Source organism: Actinoplanes sp. NPDC024001 (genome assembly GCF_040638955.1).
In the GTDB taxonomy this organism is placed as follows: domain Bacteria; phylum Actinomycetota; class Actinomycetes; order Mycobacteriales; family Micromonosporaceae; genus Actinoplanes.
This window is the reverse complement of sequence record NZ_JBEZZB010000110.1, coordinates 16,353-35,700: the sequence shown is the minus strand read 5'-3', so window position 1 is coordinate 35,700 and position 19,348 is coordinate 16,353. Positions and strand designations below refer to the sequence as shown.

17 protein-coding genes are annotated in these 19,348 nt (G+C 71.6%); 12 read left to right on the top strand and 5 right to left on the bottom strand.

Annotated elements, in window-relative coordinates:
• A partial coding sequence (locus AB0F81_RS33810; protein WP_360203839.1) for an ATP-binding protein occupies positions 1-908 on the top strand: 908 nt, incomplete at its 5' end.
• 304 nt (positions 909-1,212) lie between these two features.
• The gene (locus AB0F81_RS33805) at positions 1,213-1,935 is read left to right on the top strand and encodes a DUF6082 family protein (protein ID WP_360203837.1); all 723 of its coding nucleotides are present in this window, start codon (positions 1,213-1,215) and stop codon (positions 1,933-1,935) included.
• A gap of 4 nt (positions 1,936-1,939) precedes the next feature.
• Here the strand turns inward: AB0F81_RS33805 and AB0F81_RS33800 are convergent, their stop codons facing one another.
• The 3 genes from AB0F81_RS33800 to AB0F81_RS33790 form a co-directional block, all read right to left on the bottom strand.
• Positions 1,940-2,197 carry a hypothetical protein gene (locus AB0F81_RS33800; RefSeq protein WP_360203835.1) on the bottom strand — a complete coding sequence of 86 codons (258 nt, stop codon included), beginning with the start codon at positions 2,195-2,197 and terminating at the stop codon, positions 1,940-1,942.
• A 208-nt stretch (positions 2,198-2,405) separates the two neighbouring features.
• Entirely contained in the window at positions 2,406-3,908 is a 1,503-nt protein-coding gene (locus AB0F81_RS33795; RefSeq protein ID WP_360203834.1) for a S1 family peptidase, read from the bottom strand.
• 61 nt (positions 3,909-3,969) lie between these two features.
• Positions 3,970-6,456, bottom strand: coding sequence for a DUF3516 domain-containing protein (locus AB0F81_RS33790; protein WP_360203833.1), 2,487 nt, complete (start codon positions 6,454-6,456; stop codon positions 3,970-3,972).
• Positions 6,457-6,646: 190 nt separating this feature from the next.
• On the opposite strand from AB0F81_RS33790, the gene AB0F81_RS33785 reads away from it, so the two are divergent.
• The 3 genes from AB0F81_RS33785 to AB0F81_RS33775 all read left to right on the top strand — a co-directional run bounded on the left by AB0F81_RS33785 (position 6,647) and on the right by AB0F81_RS33775 (position 9,536).
• Positions 6,647-7,207, top strand: coding sequence for a DUF1707 domain-containing protein (locus AB0F81_RS33785; RefSeq protein WP_360203832.1), 561 nt, complete (start codon positions 6,647-6,649; stop codon positions 7,205-7,207).
• Between the two features lie 55 nt (positions 7,208-7,262).
• Positions 7,263-8,690 (top strand): GGDEF domain-containing protein, encoded by a 1,428-nt coding sequence (locus tag AB0F81_RS33780; protein ID WP_360203830.1) that lies wholly within the window; start codon positions 7,263-7,265, stop codon positions 8,688-8,690.
• Between the two features lie 84 nt (positions 8,691-8,774).
• Entirely contained in the window at positions 8,775-9,536 is a 762-nt protein-coding gene (locus AB0F81_RS33775; RefSeq protein ID WP_360203828.1) for an antibiotic biosynthesis monooxygenase, read from the top strand.
• A gap of 9 nt (positions 9,537-9,545) precedes the next feature.
• Here AB0F81_RS33775 and AB0F81_RS33770 read toward each other — a convergent pair whose 3' ends face one another.
• Positions 9,546-11,138, bottom strand: a complete 1,593-nt coding sequence (locus tag AB0F81_RS33770; RefSeq protein WP_360203826.1) for a cellulose-binding domain-containing protein — start codon at positions 11,136-11,138, stop codon at positions 9,546-9,548.
• Positions 11,139-11,454: 316 nt separating this feature from the next.
• Between AB0F81_RS33770 and AB0F81_RS33765 the strand changes: the two genes are divergently transcribed.
• The 7 genes from AB0F81_RS33765 to AB0F81_RS33735 all read left to right on the top strand — a co-directional run bounded on the left by AB0F81_RS33765 (position 11,455) and on the right by AB0F81_RS33735 (position 18,782).
• The gene (locus AB0F81_RS33765) at positions 11,455-13,668 is read left to right on the top strand and encodes a DUF6055 domain-containing protein (RefSeq protein WP_360203824.1); all 2,214 of its coding nucleotides are present in this window, start codon (positions 11,455-11,457) and stop codon (positions 13,666-13,668) included.
• Positions 13,669-13,875: 207 nt separating this feature from the next.
• Complete coding sequence (locus tag AB0F81_RS33760) at positions 13,876-14,229, top strand: hypothetical protein (protein WP_360203822.1); 354 nt, start codon at positions 13,876-13,878, stop codon at positions 14,227-14,229.
• 58 nt (positions 14,230-14,287) lie between these two features.
• Positions 14,288-15,544 (top strand): DUF1800 domain-containing protein, encoded by a 1,257-nt coding sequence (locus AB0F81_RS33755; protein WP_360203820.1) that lies wholly within the window; start codon positions 14,288-14,290, stop codon positions 15,542-15,544.
• Between the two features lie 11 nt (positions 15,545-15,555).
• Positions 15,556-16,782: a DUF1501 domain-containing protein gene (locus AB0F81_RS33750; protein ID WP_360203818.1), complete on the top strand. Its 1,227-nt coding sequence runs from the start codon at positions 15,556-15,558 to the stop codon at positions 16,780-16,782.
• On the top strand, positions 16,779-17,690 hold the full coding sequence (locus AB0F81_RS33745) for an AEC family transporter (protein ID WP_360203817.1): 912 nt from the start codon (positions 16,779-16,781) through the stop codon (positions 17,688-17,690). The genes AB0F81_RS33750 and AB0F81_RS33745 overlap by 4 nt, the downstream gene beginning before the upstream one ends.
• Before the next feature lie 65 nt (positions 17,691-17,755).
• Complete coding sequence (locus AB0F81_RS33740; protein WP_360203816.1) at positions 17,756-18,469, top strand: HAD family phosphatase; 714 nt, start codon at positions 17,756-17,758, stop codon at positions 18,467-18,469.
• Positions 18,470-18,485: 16 nt separating this feature from the next.
• Positions 18,486-18,782, top strand: a complete 297-nt coding sequence (locus AB0F81_RS33735; protein WP_360203814.1) for a chorismate mutase — start codon at positions 18,486-18,488, stop codon at positions 18,780-18,782.
• Positions 18,783-18,793: 11 nt separating this feature from the next.
• On the opposite strand, the gene AB0F81_RS33730 is transcribed toward AB0F81_RS33735, so the two are convergent.
• Positions 18,794-19,228, bottom strand: a complete 435-nt coding sequence (locus AB0F81_RS33730) for an Lrp/AsnC family transcriptional regulator (RefSeq protein WP_360203812.1) — start codon at positions 19,226-19,228, stop codon at positions 18,794-18,796.
• Between the last annotated feature and the right edge of the window lie 120 nt (positions 19,229-19,348).

Here is a 19,348-nt window from a genome sequence, read left to right as displayed (position 1 = left end):
CGGCCTGTGTGGCGCGGCGGGTCAGCCGCCCGGTGCGGCTGCTGACCGGCGCGTCGCTGCAGCTGGCCGCGGGCCGCCTCGACGTGCGGGTGCCGGACAGCGGGCAGGACGAGCTGGCCCGGCTGTCCGCGTCGTTCAACGCGATGGCGCAGGCGCTGCAGCGCAGCGAGGAACGCCAGCGCCGGTTGATCGCCGACGTCGCCCACGAGATGCGTACGCCGCTGTCGAACCTGCGCGGCTACCTGGAGGGCCTGGCCGACGGGGTGATCGAGCCGAGCCCGGAGCTGTTCGCCTCGCTGCACGAGGAGACGCTGCTGCAACGCCGCATCCTCGACGACCTGCACGTGCTCGCGCTGGCCGAGGCGGGCGAGCTGAACTACACGCCGGTGCCGGTGGACCTGGCAGAGCTGGCCGAGACCGCGGCCACCGCGCACCGGGCGGTGGCCACCGCGGCCGGCATCGACCTGGTGGTGGACGCGCCCGAGCCGGTGCGCATCGAGGCCGACCCGGACCGCACCCGCCAGGTGCTGGGCAACCTGCTGAGCAACGCGATCCGCTACACCGACGCGGGCGGGCGGGTGGAGCTGCGGGTGACGCGCGACGAGGTCGCTGCGATCTTGAGCGTACGGGACACCGGCGTCGGCATGACCCCGCACGAGGTGTCCCGGGTGTTCGACCGGTTCTGGCGCGCCGACCCGGCCCGGCAGCGCGCCACCGGCGGCTCCGGTCTGGGGCTGACCATCGCCCGGCGCATCGTCGCCGACCAGGGCGGCACCCTGGAGGCGGAGAGCACGCCGGGGCTGGGCACGACGTTCACCGTGCGCTTCCCGGCCGCCCCGGCGAACTCGGCGGCCACCCTCTCCGGCGTCTTCTCCCGGCGCGCCCGCAAGGAGATCACCGGCCGCTGAATCGCATCGGTCAATGCCACTCAACCCGGCTCGCGTAGGGTCCACTCCTCATCTGGGGCACGTCGTCGCGCAAGCTCGTGTCGTGACGGAAGGAATTTGCATATGGCATTCAACTACAAAGCAAACAGCTATGTCGCAGTTAAGCCTGCGAATTTAGGCCCTGGAGGAAATTGCGAGCTTCTATCACACTCAAGAATAAACAAGAGAGAATGTTCGGCTCGATCATTTCGGCGAGGCGGTATATAGCCGCCGACTGGTGCACCGTCGCCGAGGGCCGGCGGCTCGCGGAACAGGAGTGGCGACGATGGAGGCAGCGACCGGTACGGCCGTCCGCAAGGTCAGCATGTGGCTACTCGTGTCCGCCATCGCTGCCATCGGCACTCTGGCCGCGGGAGTCGTGGTGGTGAACGCCCTCAGTGAACGCTACGGCTCCGCGCGGTGGGAGACGCTCAGCGACGTGGGTGAGTCCTTCGGTGCCATCAGCGCGGTGTGCAACGGCATGGCACTCACTGCGCTGATTGTGACGTTTTGGCTGCAGTATCAGGAGCTGCGCCTACAGCGTGCGGACTCCCGGGAGCAGGGCACCGCCTTGATCCGCGCGGACGCGGAACTGCACCGGACAGCAGAGGCGAACCTGCGCCTGCTGCACCTGGAAATCCTGAAACTGAGCATTCAGGACCCCGATCTCGCTGAGGTCTGGCCACCGTTCGACGGTCAGACCTCGGAGAAGAAGAATCGCCAGTTCCTCTACGCCAATGCGATCTTCCACTATCAGTGGACCGCGTTGCGGGTCAGTGAGTACAGCGAAAGGGACATTGTCGAGCATTTTCGGTATCTGTTCACCAGCCCGCTGATGCGCGAGTACTGGCACGCCGCCCGCTCCGCTAGGTCCTCACTGGTGGAGGGCAGCGCGGAGCACAGCCTGGCCATGCAGATCGACCGGCTGTGTGAACATTACGATGCCGCTGCGTCTCTGGTCGGTCAGCGGGCCGGGCGGGAGCGCGATGAGACCCTCAAGGTGGTGTGAGTGGTCAGTGGGTGGGAATGTCGCGCCGCGCGCTGGTCAGCGTCTCGCGAGTAATCACCACGACGCGCTCGTATGACGCACAGCCGGCATCGGCAGGTAGTTCCAGGTCGCCGGTCATGTCTGTACCGATCACCGCGAACCGGCCGTCACTCAGCTCAAAAATATCCGGACATGTCCCATTTCCGAGACTTCCGCGTTCTTGAGGGCTTTTGCCGAGGCGGCGAGTTACGTGCACGGCGGGATCCGGGGTCTCGTCGTGCACGTGAGATCCTCTTTCGTTTCATGCCTCGGCGATGAGGGAAGGTCGAGTCGTCGGCATACCTATCACGGGGATCATGCCACGTTTCCAGGGGGAATCATGCCACGTTGCCGCCGGTGGGCGAAGGTTCCCCGATCGAGTGAATGCACCAGTGGCGACATGGAGCTGCCCGCCGAGGCGCTGAGGCGCGCCGGCGGGCAGCTGGGGGAGCTTACGGGTTGGTGTAGCCGAGGGCGTAGGTGCCCGAGCCGCTGTAGGCGTGCACGCGCCAGCGGTAGTAGCCAGCCGTGCCGGTGTAGCTCACCGTCTCGTCGGCCGCTGAGGTGGCGCCCTGCGCGACCGCCGCCCAGCTGCTGCCGTTCCACTTCTGCAGGTAGAGGTCGTAGTCGGTGCCGGTGGGGCCGTCCAGGCAGCCGCGGTGCGCGCCGGACGCCGACGAGTAGTAGTAGCTGTTGTTCGGCTGGTAGGCGCTGCCTCCGCTGGCCAGCGAACCGGTCACCGAGAACTCGTAGCCGGAGCAGCCGGTCGGCGGGGTGGTCGGCGGGGTGGTGCCACCGCCGCCGCTGGTCACCAGGGTCCTGCCGTACGCGGTGAGGATCTCGTTGACCGGCTGGAAGTACGTGGTGCCGCCGGAGGTGCAGTTGCCGGACCCGCCGGAGGTGACACCCTGCGCCTGCTGGCCGCTGAGCCACGAGCCGCCGGAGTCACCCGGCTCGGCGCACGCGTTGGTGCGGGTCAGCCCGGAGACCGAGCCCTCCGCGTAGTTGACCGTCTGGTTGTAGGCCTGCACGGTGCCGCAGCGCCAGCCGGTGGTGGAACCGGACCGGCAGATCGCCGCGCCGATCGCCGCGACCGTGGAACCGGCCACCGTCACGTTGCCGCCGGAGTAGTTGTTGACCCACGGCTGCGGAACCCAGTTCGCGTTGACCGACACCCAGGCGTAGTCGTTGCCGGGGAACGACGAGCCCTGGAAGGTGCCCTGGGCGACCCGGTTGAAGCCGGTCGTCGCGTTGCCGGTGTTGCCGCAGTGCCCGGCGGTCACGAACCCGCCGTTGACCGAGAAGCCGACCGAGCAGCGCCCGCCGCCGATGTAGTAGGCGTCGCCGCCGCGGACGTCGTAGAACAGCCGCGGCAGCGCGGCGGTGGTCTCCACCCGCACCGCGCCGGCGTCGACACCGGCGGCCTTGATGAACGCCTTGGCCGCCGTGGTGGCGCCGTGCGCCTGCACCACGACGCTGTTGGTCTTCACGTCGACGTACCAGCCCGGCACCTTGCCGGCCGGCGCCTTGGCCGCCACCGCGTCCAGCTTCTCCTTGATCAGGTCGAGCTTGGAGCCGCTGTTGGCGACGACCTTCGCGCTCGCCCCGGCGGCGGTGACCGCGGAGGCCTTGGCCGCGTCCGAGACGGCCACGACCAGTTTGTCGCCGGAGCCGAGCCAGGCGCCGGCGAACGCGGAGCCGAGCTGCTTGCGCAGGGCCAGTTCGGTACGGCTGGCGGTGTCGTCGGCGGCGATGCGCGCCCGCGCCGCCTTCTCGGTGAGGCCCAGGTCCCGTTGCATGGCGGCGAGCATCGCCGCGGAGGCGGCGTCGCCGGACGGCGCCAGCGGCGTCGCCCCGGAGGGTGCAGCGCCGGCCGGGCCGGCGGCGATGACAGCGGCCAGACCGACCGGGAGCAGGATCCCTGCTGCGGCGGTGGCGGCGACAGTACGGTTCATGGCCGTAAGGTAGCCGCCATCCATCGACAGCGTTAGATAGCTTCTGGCTTATACCACCGGGTCAGTGCGGGCCGACCGCCGTCACGGTGATCGCCGCGGTGCCGGTCTCGTCGGACGCCGCGAGGTCGACCGTGGCGTCGATGCCCCAGTCGTGGTCGCCCTCCGGGTCCTCGAAGACCTGCCGGACCGTCCACGCCGTGGCGCCCTGCTCGATGTGCAGCAGCGCCGGGCCGCGCGCCGACGGGCCGGTGCCCAGCTCGTCGTACTCCTCGTAGTACTCCTGGATGGCCTTCTGCCAGCGGTCGGCGGTCCAGCCGGACTCGGCGTCCATCTCGCCGAGCAGGTCCCAGCGGCGCAGCGCGGCCAGCTCGACCCGGCGGAACATGGCGTTGCGCACCAGCACCCGGAAGGCACGGGCGTTGCGGGTGACCGCGGGCGGCTTGTCGTCGAGGCGGACCTCCTCGACCTCGGCGCCCGGGTTCTGCAGCCGCGACCACTCGTCGAGCAGGCTGGAGTCGACCTGGCGGACCAGCTCGCCGAGCCACTCGATCAGGTCGGTGAGCTCCTCGGTGCGGGCGTCCTCGGGGACGGTCTGGCGCAGCGCCCGGTAGGCGTCGGCCAGGTAGCGCAGCACCAGGCCCTCGGAGCGGGACAGGCCGTAGAACGAGACGTACTCGGTGAAGGTCATGGCCCGCTCGTACATGTCGCGGACCACGGACTTCGGCTTCAGCTCGTAGTCGGCGACCCACGGGTGGCCGCGGCGGTACGTCTCGTACGCCGCCTCGAGCAGTTCCTTCAGCGGCTGCGGCCAGGTGACGTCCTCGAGGAGTTCCATGCGCTCCTCGTACTCGATGCCCTCGGCCTTCATGGCGTTGACCGCCTCGCCGCGCGCCTTCTGGCGCTGCGCCGAGACCACCTGGCGTGGGTCCTCCAGCGTCGACTCGATCACCGAGACGACGTCCAGGGGGTACTCGGGCGACTCCCTGTCGAGCAGTTCCAGGCAGGCCAGCGCGAACGGCGAGAGCGCCTGGTTGAGCGCGAAGTCCAGCTGCAGGTCCTCGACCAGGCGGTAGGCCCCGGAGTCGGTGCGCTCGATCACGCCACCCGCGATCAGCGCCCGGGCGATAGCCACCGTCCGGCGGATGAGCTTGCGCTGCGACGGCCGTTCCTCGTGGTTCTCGGTCAGCAGGTGGCGCAGGGCCGGGTAGGGGTCGCCGCCGCGGTTCATGACGTTGAGCAGCATCGCGTGCGACACCTGGAACGAGGAGGTCAGCGGCTCCGGCTCGGCCTCGACGAGCCGGTCGAAGGTGGGCCGGCCCCAGCCGATCGTGCCCTCCGGCGGCTTCTTGCGGACCACCTTGCGCCGCTTCTTCGGGTCGTCGCCGGCTTTCGCCAGGGCCCGCTCGTTGTCGATGACGTGCTCCGGGGCCTGCACGATCACGGTGCCGATGGTGTCGTAGCCGGCCCGCCCGGCGCGGCCGGCGATCTGGTGGAACTCGCGGGCCTTGAGCAGGCGGGTCTTGACGCCGTCGTATTTCGACAGGCCGGTGAAGAGGACGGTGCGGATCGGCACGTTGATGCCGACGCCGAGCGTGTCCGTCCCGCAGATCACCTTGAGCAGGCCGGCCTGGGCCAGGGTCTCCACCAGGCGGCGGTATTTCGGCAGCATGCCCGCGTGGTGCACGCCGATGCCGTGCCGGACCAGCCGCGACAGGGTGCGCCCGAAACCGGCGGTGAACCGGAAGTTGCCGATCGCCGCGGCGATCTTGTCCTTCTCCTCGCGGGTGCACATGTTGATGCTCATCAGCGACTGGGCGCGTTCCAGGGCGGCGGCCTGGGTGAAGTGCACGATGTAGACCGGGGACTGCTTGGTGGAGAGCAGCTCCTCGATGGTCTCGTGCAGCGGCGTCATCGCGTACTCGAACAGCAGCGGGACCGGCCGCTCGACGCTGCTGACCACCGCGGTCGGGCGCCCGGTCCGCTTGGTGAGGTCGTCGACGAAGCGGGTGGTGTCGCCGAGCGTCGCCGACATCAGGATGAACTGGGCCTGCGGCAGCTCGATCAGTGGCACCTGCCACGCCCAGCCGCGGTCCGGCTCGGCGTAGAAGTGGAACTCGTCCATCACGACCTGGCCGATGTCGGCCTCGGCGCCCTCGCGCAGCGCCAGGTTCGCCAGGATCTCCGCGGTGCAGCAGATGATCGGGGCGTCCGCGTTCACGCTGGCGTCGCCGGTGAGCATGCCGACGTTGTGCGCGCCGAAGACCGCGCAGAGGGCGAAGAACTTCTCGCTCACCAGCGCCTTGATCGGCGCGGTGTAGAAGGTGGTGCGCTCGGCGGCGAGCGCGGCGAAGTGCGCACCGGTCGCGACCAGGCTCTTGCCGGACCCGGTGGGGGTGTTCAGGATGACGTTGGCGCCGGTCGCGATCTCGATCAGCGCCTCCTCCTGGTGCGGGTACAGGGTGAGGCCCTGCTCCCCGACCCAGGCCTGGAAGGCATCGAAGACGGCGTCGGGTTCGGCGTTACCGGGAAGGCGATCGGTCAGCGTCATGATCCTGCAAGTCTGTCAGTTCGCGCCGAACGCCGCGTACAGGGGACCGGCGATGCCGCCGGCCAGACTGACGACCGCGGCGACGACCGCGATGACGGCCACTGTTCGTCTGCGCACGGGCCGCAGTCTGCCCGCCGGGGGTTGCGGCCGGGGTTGCCGTTCGGTTGCGCTCGGTGGTTAGGTTCGGCGCGTGGGATTTCCTGTACCGGCGGTGCCTTCGGACGGCGAGCGCGAGCGGGTGGCCGAGCTGCTGCAGCAGGCCTGCGGCGAGGGCCGCCTGACGCTCGAGGAGTTCAGCGTCCGGGTGGGTGAGGTCTGGGCCGCCGAGAGCGACGCCGAGCTGGCCCGGGTCACCGCAAGTCTCGCCCCGACGCCGCTGGTCGGCACGTCGCACACCGTGGAGAAGGTGATCACGGTGTTCAGCAACACCAAACGGCGCGGGCGGTGGCGGCTGCGCTCCGGGCGCCTGGGCACCTACACGGTGTTCGGCTCGACCAACATCGACCTGCGTGACCTGGCCACCGGTGCGGACGTCATCGAGATCACCGGCAGCTGTGTCTTCGGCGAGCTGAAGATCCTCGTCCCGGAGGGCGTCGAGGTCGACGTGACCGGGCTGCGGGCCTTCAGCAACCAGGAGACCCGGCTGGCGCCGGTGCCGCGGCTGCCGGGCACCCCGGAGATCCGGGTCCGGGTGACCACCTGGTTCAGCAACGTCGAGGTGCTCTCCAAGCCGGCGGCCCGCAAGGCGTGACCCGCCTCACTGCGGTTAGCCACAGGTCGGCCGTCGGCGTGCCGACAGGTCGTCCATGGCAACACGTAGGCTCTGGCTGTTCCTCGGCGCCGCCGCGATCGCCGTCGCCGTGCTGGTCGCGACGTACGACACCACGCTCGGCAACATCCTCTATCTCGGCGTCTACCTGACGCTGTGCACCGTGGCGTGGCTGGCCGTACGCCGGGTCCCGGCCGGTCCCGGGCGCCGCCCGTGGGCGCTGGTCGCCACCTCCCAGTCGCTGTGGCTGCTCGGCGACGTCATCGAGCTGTTCTACTTCTACCTGGACCAGGTTCCGCCGGTCGGGGTCGCCGACGTGTGCTGGCTGACCGGTTACCCGCTGCTGGCGGTGGCGCTGACGATGATGGCCCGCCGCCGGGCGCCGGGCCGGATGCGCGGCGCGGTGCTGGACGGGCTGACCCTGGCGGTCGCCGCGGCGATGGCGAGCTGGCAGTTCCTGATCGTGCCGAACCTCGGCACCGGGTACTCGCTGGCCGAGACGCTGGTGCCGCCGATGTACCCGATCGCGTCGGTGGTGCTGCTGACCGCCACCCTGTTCATCGCGCTGTCGCCGGGCACCCGCGGCGCGCCGACCCGCCTGCTGCTCGGCGCGGTGGTGCTCTACCTGGCCGTGGACGTCTCCTACAACGTGCTGCCGCTGTTCCTCGACTACGCCCTGGTGTCGAAGATCGGCCCGCTGATCCTGTTCGGCAACGCGCTGCTCATCGCCGCCTGCCTGCACCCCGGCCGCGACGAGCTGACCCGGGCCGGGCACCAGTCGAAGGTGCTGCACCCGTCGCGGGTGCTCTTCCTGGGCCTGGCCTTCCTGACCGCGCCGACGCTGTCGCTGATCGAGTCCGGTCTGCAGCGCAACGCCGTCGTCGCGCTGGTGGCGACCGCGCTGAGCACCGCGTTCATCCTGAGCCGCTTCACCATGGCGGTCCGCGAGCAGGAGAAGGCCCAGGCGCAGCTGGCGTTCCAGGCCCGCCACGACCCGCTGACCGGGGCGGCCAACCGCAGCGAGCTGGAGCGGGTCCTGCCGCAGCAGACCGGCCCGATCGCGGTGCTCTACCTGGACCTGGACGGCTTCAAGGAGATCAACGACCGGTACGGCCACGACGCCGGCGACCACGTGCTCACCGCGGTGGCCCGGCGGCTGTCCTCGGCCGTCCGCGGCAGCGACCTGGTGGTGCGCCTCGGCGGCGACGAGTTCGTGCTGCTCTGCCCGGACCTGCCGGAGCCGGAGGCGATCCGCCTCGCGGAGCGGGTGCTGGCCGACGTGGCCCAGCCGATCGCGTTCCGGGGCGGCACCCTCGACGTCGGCGTCAGCGTCGGCATCGCCGCCTACGGTCCCGTCGAGGCAGCCGGCGCGCCGGCCCGCGACGCCGACGTGCTTCGCACCGCCGACCGCGCGATGTACGAGGCGAAGCGCAACGGCCGCGGCCGCTGGGCGCTCGCTCAGTAGCGGTGGACGCCGCCGCGGGGCAGCGCGGCGGCACCGGGGCGTGATTACATGATTACCGGATTACCGTCTGACGGGGAGGTCAGAATGACGGTGGAGTACATCCGGTACCGCCTGTCCGGCGACCGCACGGCCGAGTTCGAGGCGGCCTATGCCCGCGCGGCGCCGTTCCTGGCCCGGGCTCCGCAGTGCGTCGACTTCGAGCTCAGCCGTTGCACCGAGGAGCCGGGCGTCTACATCCTGCGCATCACCTGGACCTCGCCGGAGGACCACCTACGGGGCTTCCGCGGTGGTGAGCTGTTCCCCGGCTTCCTCGCCGAGATCCGGCCCTATGTCGCGGCGATCGAGGAGATGCGGCACTACGAGCCCACCGCGGTGCGCGGCGCCGGCGCCTCGGTGCCCACGCTGTACGAGTGGGCCGGTGGAGCCGAGGCGTTCGAGCGGCTCACCGCGAGCTTCTACGACAGGGTCAAGGCCGACGACGTGGTGGGGCCGCTCTTCGCCCACATGGACCCGGAGCATCCGCGGCACGTCGCGATGTGGCTCGGCGAGGTCTTCGGCGGCCCGGCGCGCTACACCGGCGAGCGCGGCGGCTATCCCGCCATGCTGCGGCACCACCTCGGCAAGGCGATCACCGAGCCGCAGCGGCGCCGCTGGGTCGATCTGCTGCTCGACGCCGCCGACGAGGTCGGCCTGCCGGCCGACCCCGAGTTCCGGGCCGCCTTCGTCGGCTACATCGAGTGGGGCACGCGGCTTGCGCTGAGCAATTCCCAGCCCGGCGCCGATCCGGTACGGCGGGCGCCCGTCCCCCACTGGGGCTGGGGCGTCGCCCCGCCGTACCTCGGCTGAGCGGCCCGGTCAGGGGCTGGCGCAGGTGAGCGTGGGCGCCGACGGGCTGCCTGCGGCGACGAAGCCGAAGGTGGTCTGCCCGCCCGCGGCCAGCGCCCCGTTGTAGGCGGCGTTGCGCACCGTGACCGCCGATCCGCTGACCGCGTGCGTGCCGTTCCAGACCTGGCTGATCGTCTGCCCGGCGCCGAGACCCCAGCCGACCGTCCAGCCGTTGATCGCCGCGCTGCCCGCCTTGACCGTGACCTCGCCCTGGAACCCGCCCGACCAGGAGTTGACCGTGCGATAGGTCGCGCCGCACGCCCCCACCGGCGTGCTCGGACCGGGGGAGCTGGGCGCGGGCGAGCTGGGGCCCGGTGAGCCGGGGGAGGGCGAGCTGGGCGAGGACGGCGACGTGCCGAGCACCGGCGTCTGCCAGTCCCGCCACTCGGCCAGGTTGCCCGCCGCCCGGCTGGAGATCCGCATCGTGCCGGTGTGGCTGCCGGTGCGCAGCAGGAACTTCTGGATGGTGCGCTGCAACGGCTCACGCCACTCGGCCCGGTTGGCGCAGTGGCTGCCGTCCTGCACGTCGGACCAGTAGGTGATGTTGTCGCCCGCGCCGAGCGCCTGGTAGACCTCGGCGCCGGCCAGCGCGGCCACGCTCGCCGACCGCGGACCGAGGTTGGCGATGTGCGGGTTGTCCATGATGAACAGCCCGCGCGGCGCGACCATCGCCACCAGCTCGTGGGTGTCGACCGGCAGCCGGGTGGGGGAACCGGTGAACGAGCCGAACGCGTCACCGAGCCAGGGCTGCTCGCCGTACGCGCTGCTCAGGCTCTGTGCGCCCTCGCCGGGGATGCCGCGGAAGATCGGCACGCCGGCGCTGCCCGACTCGATCGGCATGGTCAGCGCGATCCGCTGGTCGAACGCGCCGGTGACGATGGCGCCCTTGCCGAACCGGGAGCATCCGGTGACCCCGGTGGCGTCGGCCCTCAGCACGCTGCCGCCGGACTGCTCGATCACGTCGATGATCCGGCTGACGCCCCACGCCCAGGCCACCAGCAGGCCGGTGCTGCTCGACGAGCCGTAGACGCTGTAGAACGCGCCCTGCTTGTTGCTGCGCGGGGTGCCCTCGCGGCCCACCACGTACGGGTCGTAGCTGATCACCGCGGCGCCGGCGGCCTTGATCGCGGCGGTGTCCGTGCCGAACCCGCCGAGGACGACCACGGCCGGGAAGGGGCCGGTGCCGCTCGGCAGCTCGACCCGGGCCGTGAAGCTCGCGCTGCGGCCGCTGTCGGCCACGGTGACGGTGATGCCGGTGGACGAGACCGTCCCGGTGACGCTTGCCGGCTTGGCGGGCTTGGTGCCGTAGACGAATTTCTCGGCGAGCCGTTTGATCTCCTCGCGGCGGCATCGCCAGTCCGTGGTGGAGGTGATCCGGCTGCCGTTGATCCGGGTGAAGGGGTCGGGGAGCCGGGTGACGGTGGGCAGCGCGCCGGCCTCGGGCAGGGCCGGGACCGGGCAGTCGGCGCCCTCGTTCTCGACGCCCGCCGCCCGCGCGGGGCTGATGGTGAGGGCGAGGGCGCCGACGAGGGCCGCCGTCGTCACCGCGATGAGCCGTCTCACAGAGGCGCTCCTTCCGGGGAACGGGGATTTGGGGAGCGCTCCCATGTCATCGCGCCAATCGAAACATGTCAATAGAAGGGCGAAACTTCCGAACTCATCAGAGAGTCATGGAGGCTGGTCCGCGTGCCAGCAGCCTCTTCGAAACTTCCGGAACTGCCGCCGTGATAGGTGACGGTGTGGAGCGCACCGCAGCTCAGGGCCGTCGAGCCGGGTCTTGCCGAAAACGTTTTCGTACGCGAGGGTGGGCCGCGCGACATAGATGTCCGGCTATCCGGCAGGCGTCCCCCAACGGCTGCCGGGAAATGGAGTCCCCACCATGCAGCCTGCCCGCGCCCGAACACGACGGCTGTTGCTCGTCGTTGCGGCCGCACTCACCCTGCTCACCGGTGTTTCCCTGGTCCCGCAGGTGATGAACACGGCGTCCGCGGCCGCCAAGACCGTCTACATCCCCGCTCGCTGGACCCAGACCGGCGAGGTGCCCTGGGCCGCGAACCGCACCCGCGAGTCGGACAACTTCATCCTGCTCTGGGGTGAGAAGTCCGGCACCAACCCGGCGGCCGCGCCGTCGCCCTACACCTTCGACCCGAACAACATCATCACCCAGCTGGAGAACCTGTACCGGTTCTACATCAGCACCATGCAGTTCACGCCGGAGACCGGCCTGCTGGCCCAGCACAAGATCATTGTGATCATCACGAACACCTGGAACCGCACCGAGCTGAACGCCTGGGCCACGGGCGGCTCGGTGGACGGCCGGGTCGGCGTCATCAACGTCGCCCCCGGCGCGGCCCTGCCCGGCTCCTGGGGCCTGGCCCACGAGCTGGCGCACGTGTTCCAGAACTACACGTTCCTGGGCCGCTCCGGTTACGGCTTCACCGACGCCTCGGCCGGCACGTTCTGGGAGACCAGCGCCGAGTTCATGGCCATGCAGGCGCTGCCCACCACCGCGGCCGGCGACCTGACCCGGTGGCTGCGCTCGGAGAACCTGTACTACAGCTCCAGCCGCCACCACTACGGCAACTGGATGCTCGCGCAGTACATCAAGGACCGTGACGGCCTGGCCATGTTCAACCGGATCTGGAACGAGGCCCGCACCACCGAGCACCCCCTCGAAACCTACCGGCGGATCGCCGGGATCACCCAGGCCGAGCTGAACCGCCGGATCGGCGAGTACGCGACCCGCACGGTCACCTACGACTTCGGCAACCGGTCGACGCTGATGCCGTTCCTCAACAGCGTCTACGGCGCCGGGTTCCTCAACGCCTACAACGGCGGCAACGTGGAGGCCGTCGACCAGGGGCAGAGCCACTACCGGATCAACGCCCGGGTGGCGCCCGCCGACTACGGCTTCAACAAGATCAAGCTGGTGCCGTCGAGCGACGGGGCGGTCGTCAAGCTGCGGCTCAAGGGGCACGCCGAGACCGGCGCCACCGGCTGGACGTTCGGCCTGGTCGCGGTCCGGGGCGGCACGCCGCGCTACTCGCCCCTGCACACCGGCACGGACGGTCAGATCGACTTCCCGCTGCAGAGCGGGGAGACCGAGGTGTGGCTGGTGGTCACCGGCACGCCGGCCGCGGTGCCGCACTACGGCTTCCTGGACGGCTACCCCGAGGCGCGCCGGTTCCCGTACGAGTTCCGGGTGTCCGGGGCGACGCCGTCCGGGTTCGAGCCCGGATACGTCAAGCCGGCCGCGACCAACGGCGGGCGCTGGCACGCCAACGGCGGCGGCTGGGTGGGCCCGAACGCGAACGTGGCCGCCACCGCGTACGTCGGCCCGAAGGCGGCGGTGATGGCCGGCACGGTCACCGGCAACGCCCGGATCGAGGGCCTGGGCTGGGTCAACGGCGGCACCGTCGGCGGCAACGCGGTGGTCAAGGACAACGCCCTGATCCAGAGCGGCGCCAACCTGTCCGGCAGCGTGGTGGTCGGCGGGGACGCCGAGATCGCCTTCGCGTGCGGGTCGGGCACGTACCTGATGTTCAACCCGGACCGGCGCTGCGACGGCGGCGGCGGGGAGGCCGACGTCAACCCGTCGTTCAGCGCGTTCCCCAGCGCCGAGCTGGCGATCAACGGCGGCACCACGAACCCGCCGCCGGCCGCCGGCAACCTGGCCCGCACGGCAAGCGCGACCGCGTCGTACACCTCGCCGTGGGAGTCGGTGGCCGCGCTCAACGACGGCCTCGACCCGGCGTCCTCCAACGACACGGTCAACCCTCGCTGGGGTACGTGGCCGGAGAGCGGCTCGCAGTGGGCGGAGCTGACCTGGCCGAGCGCGGTCACGCTCCAGCGCGCCCAGGTCTACCTCTTCGACGACACCGGCGGGGTGCGCCTGCCCTCGTCCTGGAAGCTGCAGCACTGGACCGGCAGCGCCTACGCCGACGTGCCCGGCGCGAGCGGCTATCCGGTGGCCGCGAACGGCTACCAGACCGTCACCTTCACCTCGGTGAGCACCACCCGGCTGCGGGTCGTGCTGCAGTCCAGCGGCACGAGCTCGGTCGGCCTGCTGGAGGTCAAGGCATTCACCTCCTGACATGAATTTGCCGCGCGGTTGAGTTCTCGAAAACGTCTTCGCCGAGATCTCCCGCCGCCGGCTCCTGCAATACGGTGCCGCCGCGGCCGGCGCGACCCTCGTGGTCCCCGCCGGACCCGCCGCGGCGGCACCGCCCCCGCCCCTCGTCCACGGCCTGCCCGTTCCCAAGTCGTGGCGCCGTGCCGTTCACCCTGGACCAGGTCGACCTTGAGCCGCCGAAGAACAACTGGATCGGCCGCTCCCAGTACGGCGACGCGGGGCGGAAAGGCGCCGTCGACGGCTTCCACCTCGTCGACCGGGCGCTCACCGCCGAGGAGCTCGCCACCCTGGCCGCCGGCGGGGATCTGCACGGCAACCCCGCCTGGTACCGGTTTCGACGAGACTTCCGGCACCACCATCGCCGACCCCACCGGCACGACCTTCCTCGACGCGCTCTGGGCGGACGCCCCGTTCCCCAGCCGCCGCGCCTTCCAGCGGGCGGTCGCCGCCACCGCCCGGCGCTGGGAACGCGCCGGCCTGCTCAGCCCGGCCGAGTCCGCCACGGTGCGCGCCGCCGCCTGAACGCGGCCCGGACATCGTCCTTACCGGGCGCTTACATCGACGGGCTACGTTCCCGGACATGACCGATCGCCGTCAGGTGGCGCACCTGCTTCGCCGGCTCACGTTCGGGCCGACCTCGGCCGAGGTGGACGCGGGCGTCCGGGCCGGCTACGACGCGACCCTCGCGGCGCAGCTGCGCCCGGCCGCGCCACCGGCCGACGCGCCGTCGGCCGCCGACCCGGTGGCCGCGCTCGGGCCGGACGCCGCCCGCGCGGACCGGCAGAAGGCCCGCAAGGCGCAGCGCGAACAGGTCGACGAGACGATCCGCTGGTGGCTGCGGCGGATGGCCGGCGGCGGGGCGGCGGAGAAGCTGGTCTTCTTCTGGCACGGGCACTGGGCGACCAGCGTCCGCAAGGTGCGCTCCGCCCCGCTGATGCTCGCCCAGCAGCAGACCTTCCGCCGGTACGGCACCGGCGACACCGGGCCGCTGGTCCGGGCGATGCTGCGCGACCCCGCCCTGATCCTCTGGCTCGACGGGCAGAAGAACACCCGCAAGGCGCCGAACGAGAACCTGGCCCGCGAGGTCATGGAGCTGTTCACGCTGGGCGTCGGCGCGTACTCCGAGGACGACGTGAAAGCCGGCGCCCGGGTGCTCACCGGATGGCAGGTCGACCGGGCCACCGGCACCGCCCGGCTGGTCGCGCGGCGCCACGACGACCAGCCGGTCACCCTGCTCGGCCGGACCGGCACGTTCGACGTCGACTCGTACGCGGACCTGCTGGTGCGGCACGAGGCCCACGTCCCGTTCCTGGTGCAGCGGCTGTGGGTGCGCTACGGCTCGGGCGTGGCGCCACCGGCCGAGGTGTCGGCGCAGGTGGCCGCCGCGGGACGGGACACGACCGCGCTGCTCGGGGCGGTGTGCCGCGATCCCGGGTTCGCCGCGACCGCCGGCACGCTGGTCAAGCAACCCGTCGAGTGGCTGGTCGGGGCGGTGCGCCAGCTCGGCGTACCGATGGAGGAGGTGAAGGCCGAGCAGCTGCTGCGCCCGCTCGGGCAGATGCCGCTGCGGCCGCCGTCGGTCGGCGGCTGGCCGGTCGGCGCCGCCTGGCTGACGACCTCGTCCACGCTGGCCCGGCTGCGGGCCGGGCAGCGGCTGGCGGCGCTCGCGCCGACCGCCGCGGACCGGCTGACCGGCGCCGACCGGCTGGAGGCCCTGGCGGACCTGCTGGTCGTCGACGGCTGGAGCGACCGGACGCGCGACGCGCTGACCAGCGTGAAACAGCCGGGCCGGCTGCTCGCCCTCGGCCTGGCCAGCCCCGAGTACGCGGTGCACTGAGGAGACCTGTCATGGACACCATCACCCGGCGCCGGTTCCTGGTCGCCAGCGGGGTCGCCGCCGGAGCCGCGGCGACCGCCTACGGGCTCAACGAGATCCTGGCCACCGCCGGCGACCGTGACCCGGCCGCGAGGACTCTCGTGCTGGTCACCCTCTACGGCGGCAACGACGGGCTCGGCACGGTCATCCCGTTCGCCGATCCGGCCTACGCCGCGGCCCGCCCCGGCGTCAGCTACCAGCCGGACGAGGTGCTGAGACTCGACGAGACCGTCGGCCTGAACCCCGGCCTGGCCGGGCTGCACCGGCTCTACGGCGCCGGGAGACTCGCGATCGTGCGCGGCGTCGGCTATCCGCGGCCGAACCGCAGCCACTTCCGGTCGATGGACATCTGGCAGACCGCGCAGCCGGACCGGCCGGGCACCTCCGGCTGGCTGGGCCGCTGGCTCGACACGACCGGCGGCGACCCGCGCCAGGCGGTGTCGTTCGAACCGGTCCTGCCGCCGCTGCTGGCCGGCACGGTCAGCGCGGGCGCGACCATCCCCGGCGGCGTGCTCCAGCTGCCCGGCGGGCTCACCCCCGCCACGCTGAGCAAGCTCGGCACGCCGGCCGCGGGCGAATCGCCCGCCGCGGCCCGCGCCGCGGCCTGCTTCGCCGACCTGATGCGGCTGCAGGACCTGATGAGACAGGTCGCCGAGGGTACGCGGGACGACACCGAATCCGACGACGAGCAGACCCCGGCGACCGCCACCGGCGGGGCCGCGCCCCCGCTGGACCAGCAGCTCGCCCTGGTCGCCCGCTGCGTCGAGGCCGGCGCCGCCACCCGGGTCTACTCGGTCTCGCAGGGCGGCTTCGACCTGCACGCCGACGGCAAACAGGCCCAGCAGGCGCTGTTGGCGAAGGTGGACGAGCCGCTCGCCGCGTTCGCCGACCGGATGGCCGGCAAAGGGGTGGTCGTCGCGGTCTACTCCGAGTTCGGCCGCCGGGTCCGGGCCAACGCCTCCGACGGCACCGACCACGGCACCGCCTCCGACATGTTCCTGCTCGGCGACGGCATCCGCGGCGGCCTGCACGGCGAGCCGCCCAGCCTCACCGACCTCGACGACGGCGACCTGAAACACACGGTCGACTTCCGCGACGTCTACGCGACGCTGCTCGACGGGGTGCTCGGCAGCGACCCGCAGCGCATCCTGGACGGCTGGTCCGGCCGGCTGGCAGGGGTCTACCGTGCTGATTCATGATCTTGGCGTTGTCCGGGTTCGCGCTCATCGCGGCGATCGTGCTGACCGGGTGGGCGCTCGGCCGCTGGGGGCGGCTGCCGGACGACGCCGGGACTGTGCTCGGCGCGGTGGTCTACACGGTGCTCGCCCCGTGCCTGCTGTTCACCGGCGTGGCGGCCGCCGACCTGACCCTGCTGTTCACCCGGTCGCTGCTGGTGATCGCCCTCGCTTCCGGGCTCTGCTTCGCGATCTTCGCGCTGCTGTTCCGGCGGCGTGATCCCGGCACCCGGATCCTCGGAGCGCTGGCCGGCGGATACACCAACGCCAACTACATCGGGCTGCCCATCGCCACCTACGTGCTCGGGGACGCCGCGCTGGTCGTACCGATCATCCTGGTGCAACTGCTGCTGATCACACCGGTCACGCTGGTGCTGCTGGAACTGACCGCGACCGGCCGTGCCTCCTGGCGCACGGCCGTGGCCGGCCCCGTACGCAATCCGTTGATCCTCGCCGTGCTCGCCGGCGTCGTGGTGTCGGTGACCGGCGTGCGCGTGCCCGCGCTGCTCGCCGCCCCGGTCGGCGCGCTCGGCCAGGCCGCGGTGCCGCTGGTGCTGCTCGCCTTCGGCATGTCGCTGTCGCGCCGCTGGGTCCTGGAGGCGGGCCCGGACCGGCCGCTGACGGTGGTCGCGGTCGCCTTGAAGGTCGCGGTCATGCCGCTCCTGGCCTTCCTGTTCGCGCAGGCCGTCGGCCTGCCGCACGCCGCGACCTACGCGGTGACCGTCCTGGCGGCGCTGCCCACCGCGCAGAACGTCTTTCTGTACGCCCAGCAGTTCCGCACCGGCGTGACGCTGGTCCGCGACGCCGTGTTCCTGTCCACGCTCTGCTGCCTGCCGGTGATGCTGCTGATCGCCGCTCTGCTCGCCCGGTGATCCGCGGTGCCGGGTGTGCCCTTGGTCATGGTCGCCGGCGCTCACCCATGGTTATGGTCACCGCCATGCTGCCGTTCGATGCCGTGCTCTTCGACTGCGACGGGGTGCTCGTCGACTCCGAACACATCACGAACGGTGTGCTCCGTTTGATGCTGCACGAACTCGGCTGGCAGGTGTCCGAGGCGGACTGCTTCCGGCTCTTCGTCGGCCGGGCGCTGCGGGACGAGACCGCCGTGATCACCGCGCACACCGGCTTCACCGTGACCGACGAGTGGCTCGAGGAGTTCCGTAAGCGCCGCAACGACGCCCTCACGCTCGACCTGCTGCCGATCCCCGGAGCGGTCGCCGCCGCGCGGGAGGTCGACCGGCTCTACCGTGGCCAGCTGGCCTGCGCCAGCGGCGCCGACCGGCACAAGGTCGAGTTGCAGCTCGCCAAGGTCGGCCTGGACGCCGTGTTCGCCGGCAAGATCTTCAGCGGCATGGAGACGCCCCGCAGCAAGCCCGCCCCGGACGTCTATCTGGCCGCCGCGGCCGCGCTCGGCGTCGACCCGGCCCGCACCGCCGTCATCGAGGACACCCCGACCGGCGTCCGCGCCGGCGTGGCCGCCGGCGCGACGGTCTTCGGTTACTGCCCGCCGGGAAGCCTGTCCCACAACCCGCCGCAGGTCCTGCTGGACGCCGGCGCGGCGCACACCTTCCCCGACATGGCCGGCCTGCCCGCGCTCCTGGCGGCCCTGCCCGCGCCCCGCCCCGGTGGATCACCCCGGCCGACGCCGTAGTGGCACGATGATCGGCATGATCGATGCCGACCGTTCGCTCGCTGACATCCGCCGCCAGATCGACGCCATCGATGCCGAGGTCGTCCGCCGCCTGGCGGACCGGGAGCGGCTGGTGCGTGCCGCCGCCGCGTTCAAGACCGATGAGCGGGCGGTGCGGGCGCCGGCCCGGGTCGAGGAGGTGATCGCCAAGGTGCGGGCCCTCGCGGCCGAGGCCGGGGCGTCCCCGGAGGTGATCGAGCGGGTGTACCGGGCGATGATCGGCGCGTTCATCGATCTGGAGCTGGCCGAGCACCGGCAAGCCGGACAGGGGTGACCCGGGCGCGGTCACGTCCGGGGGGTTGACTCCTCGAACAGGAGCAGGGTGCGGGTGCTGTTGACGCCCGGCATGCCCTGGATCTCGTCGAGCACCAGGTGCCGTAGCTCGGTGTTGTCGGCGACCCGCACCAGCAGGATGACGTCGAAGTCGCCGCCGACCAGGCCGATGTGGACGACGCCGGGCAGGGCGTGCAGCCGGGCCAGGACCTCGCGCCAGTTGGCCTGCTGGAGGTTGAGCGTCACATACGCCGCGGTGGTCAGGCCGGCGGCGACCGGGTCGACGTCGGCGTGGTAGCCGCGGATCACCCCGGTCTCCTGCAGCCGGGACACCCGCGAGTAGGCGTTGGCCCGGGAGATGTGCAGTTTCTCGGCGAGGGTCCGCATGGACATCCGCCCGTCCCGGCTGAGCTCGGTGAGGATCCGCCGGTCGGTGTCGTCGAGCACGCTGGCCACCTGTCTCGCCGGCGGGGCGGCCACCGCCCCGAAGTTGGACGATCGGCCCCCAATCATGGCGGTCGGTGGAACATTATCTCGGCTTTGCGCCGGATATGGCGTTCAATTGGC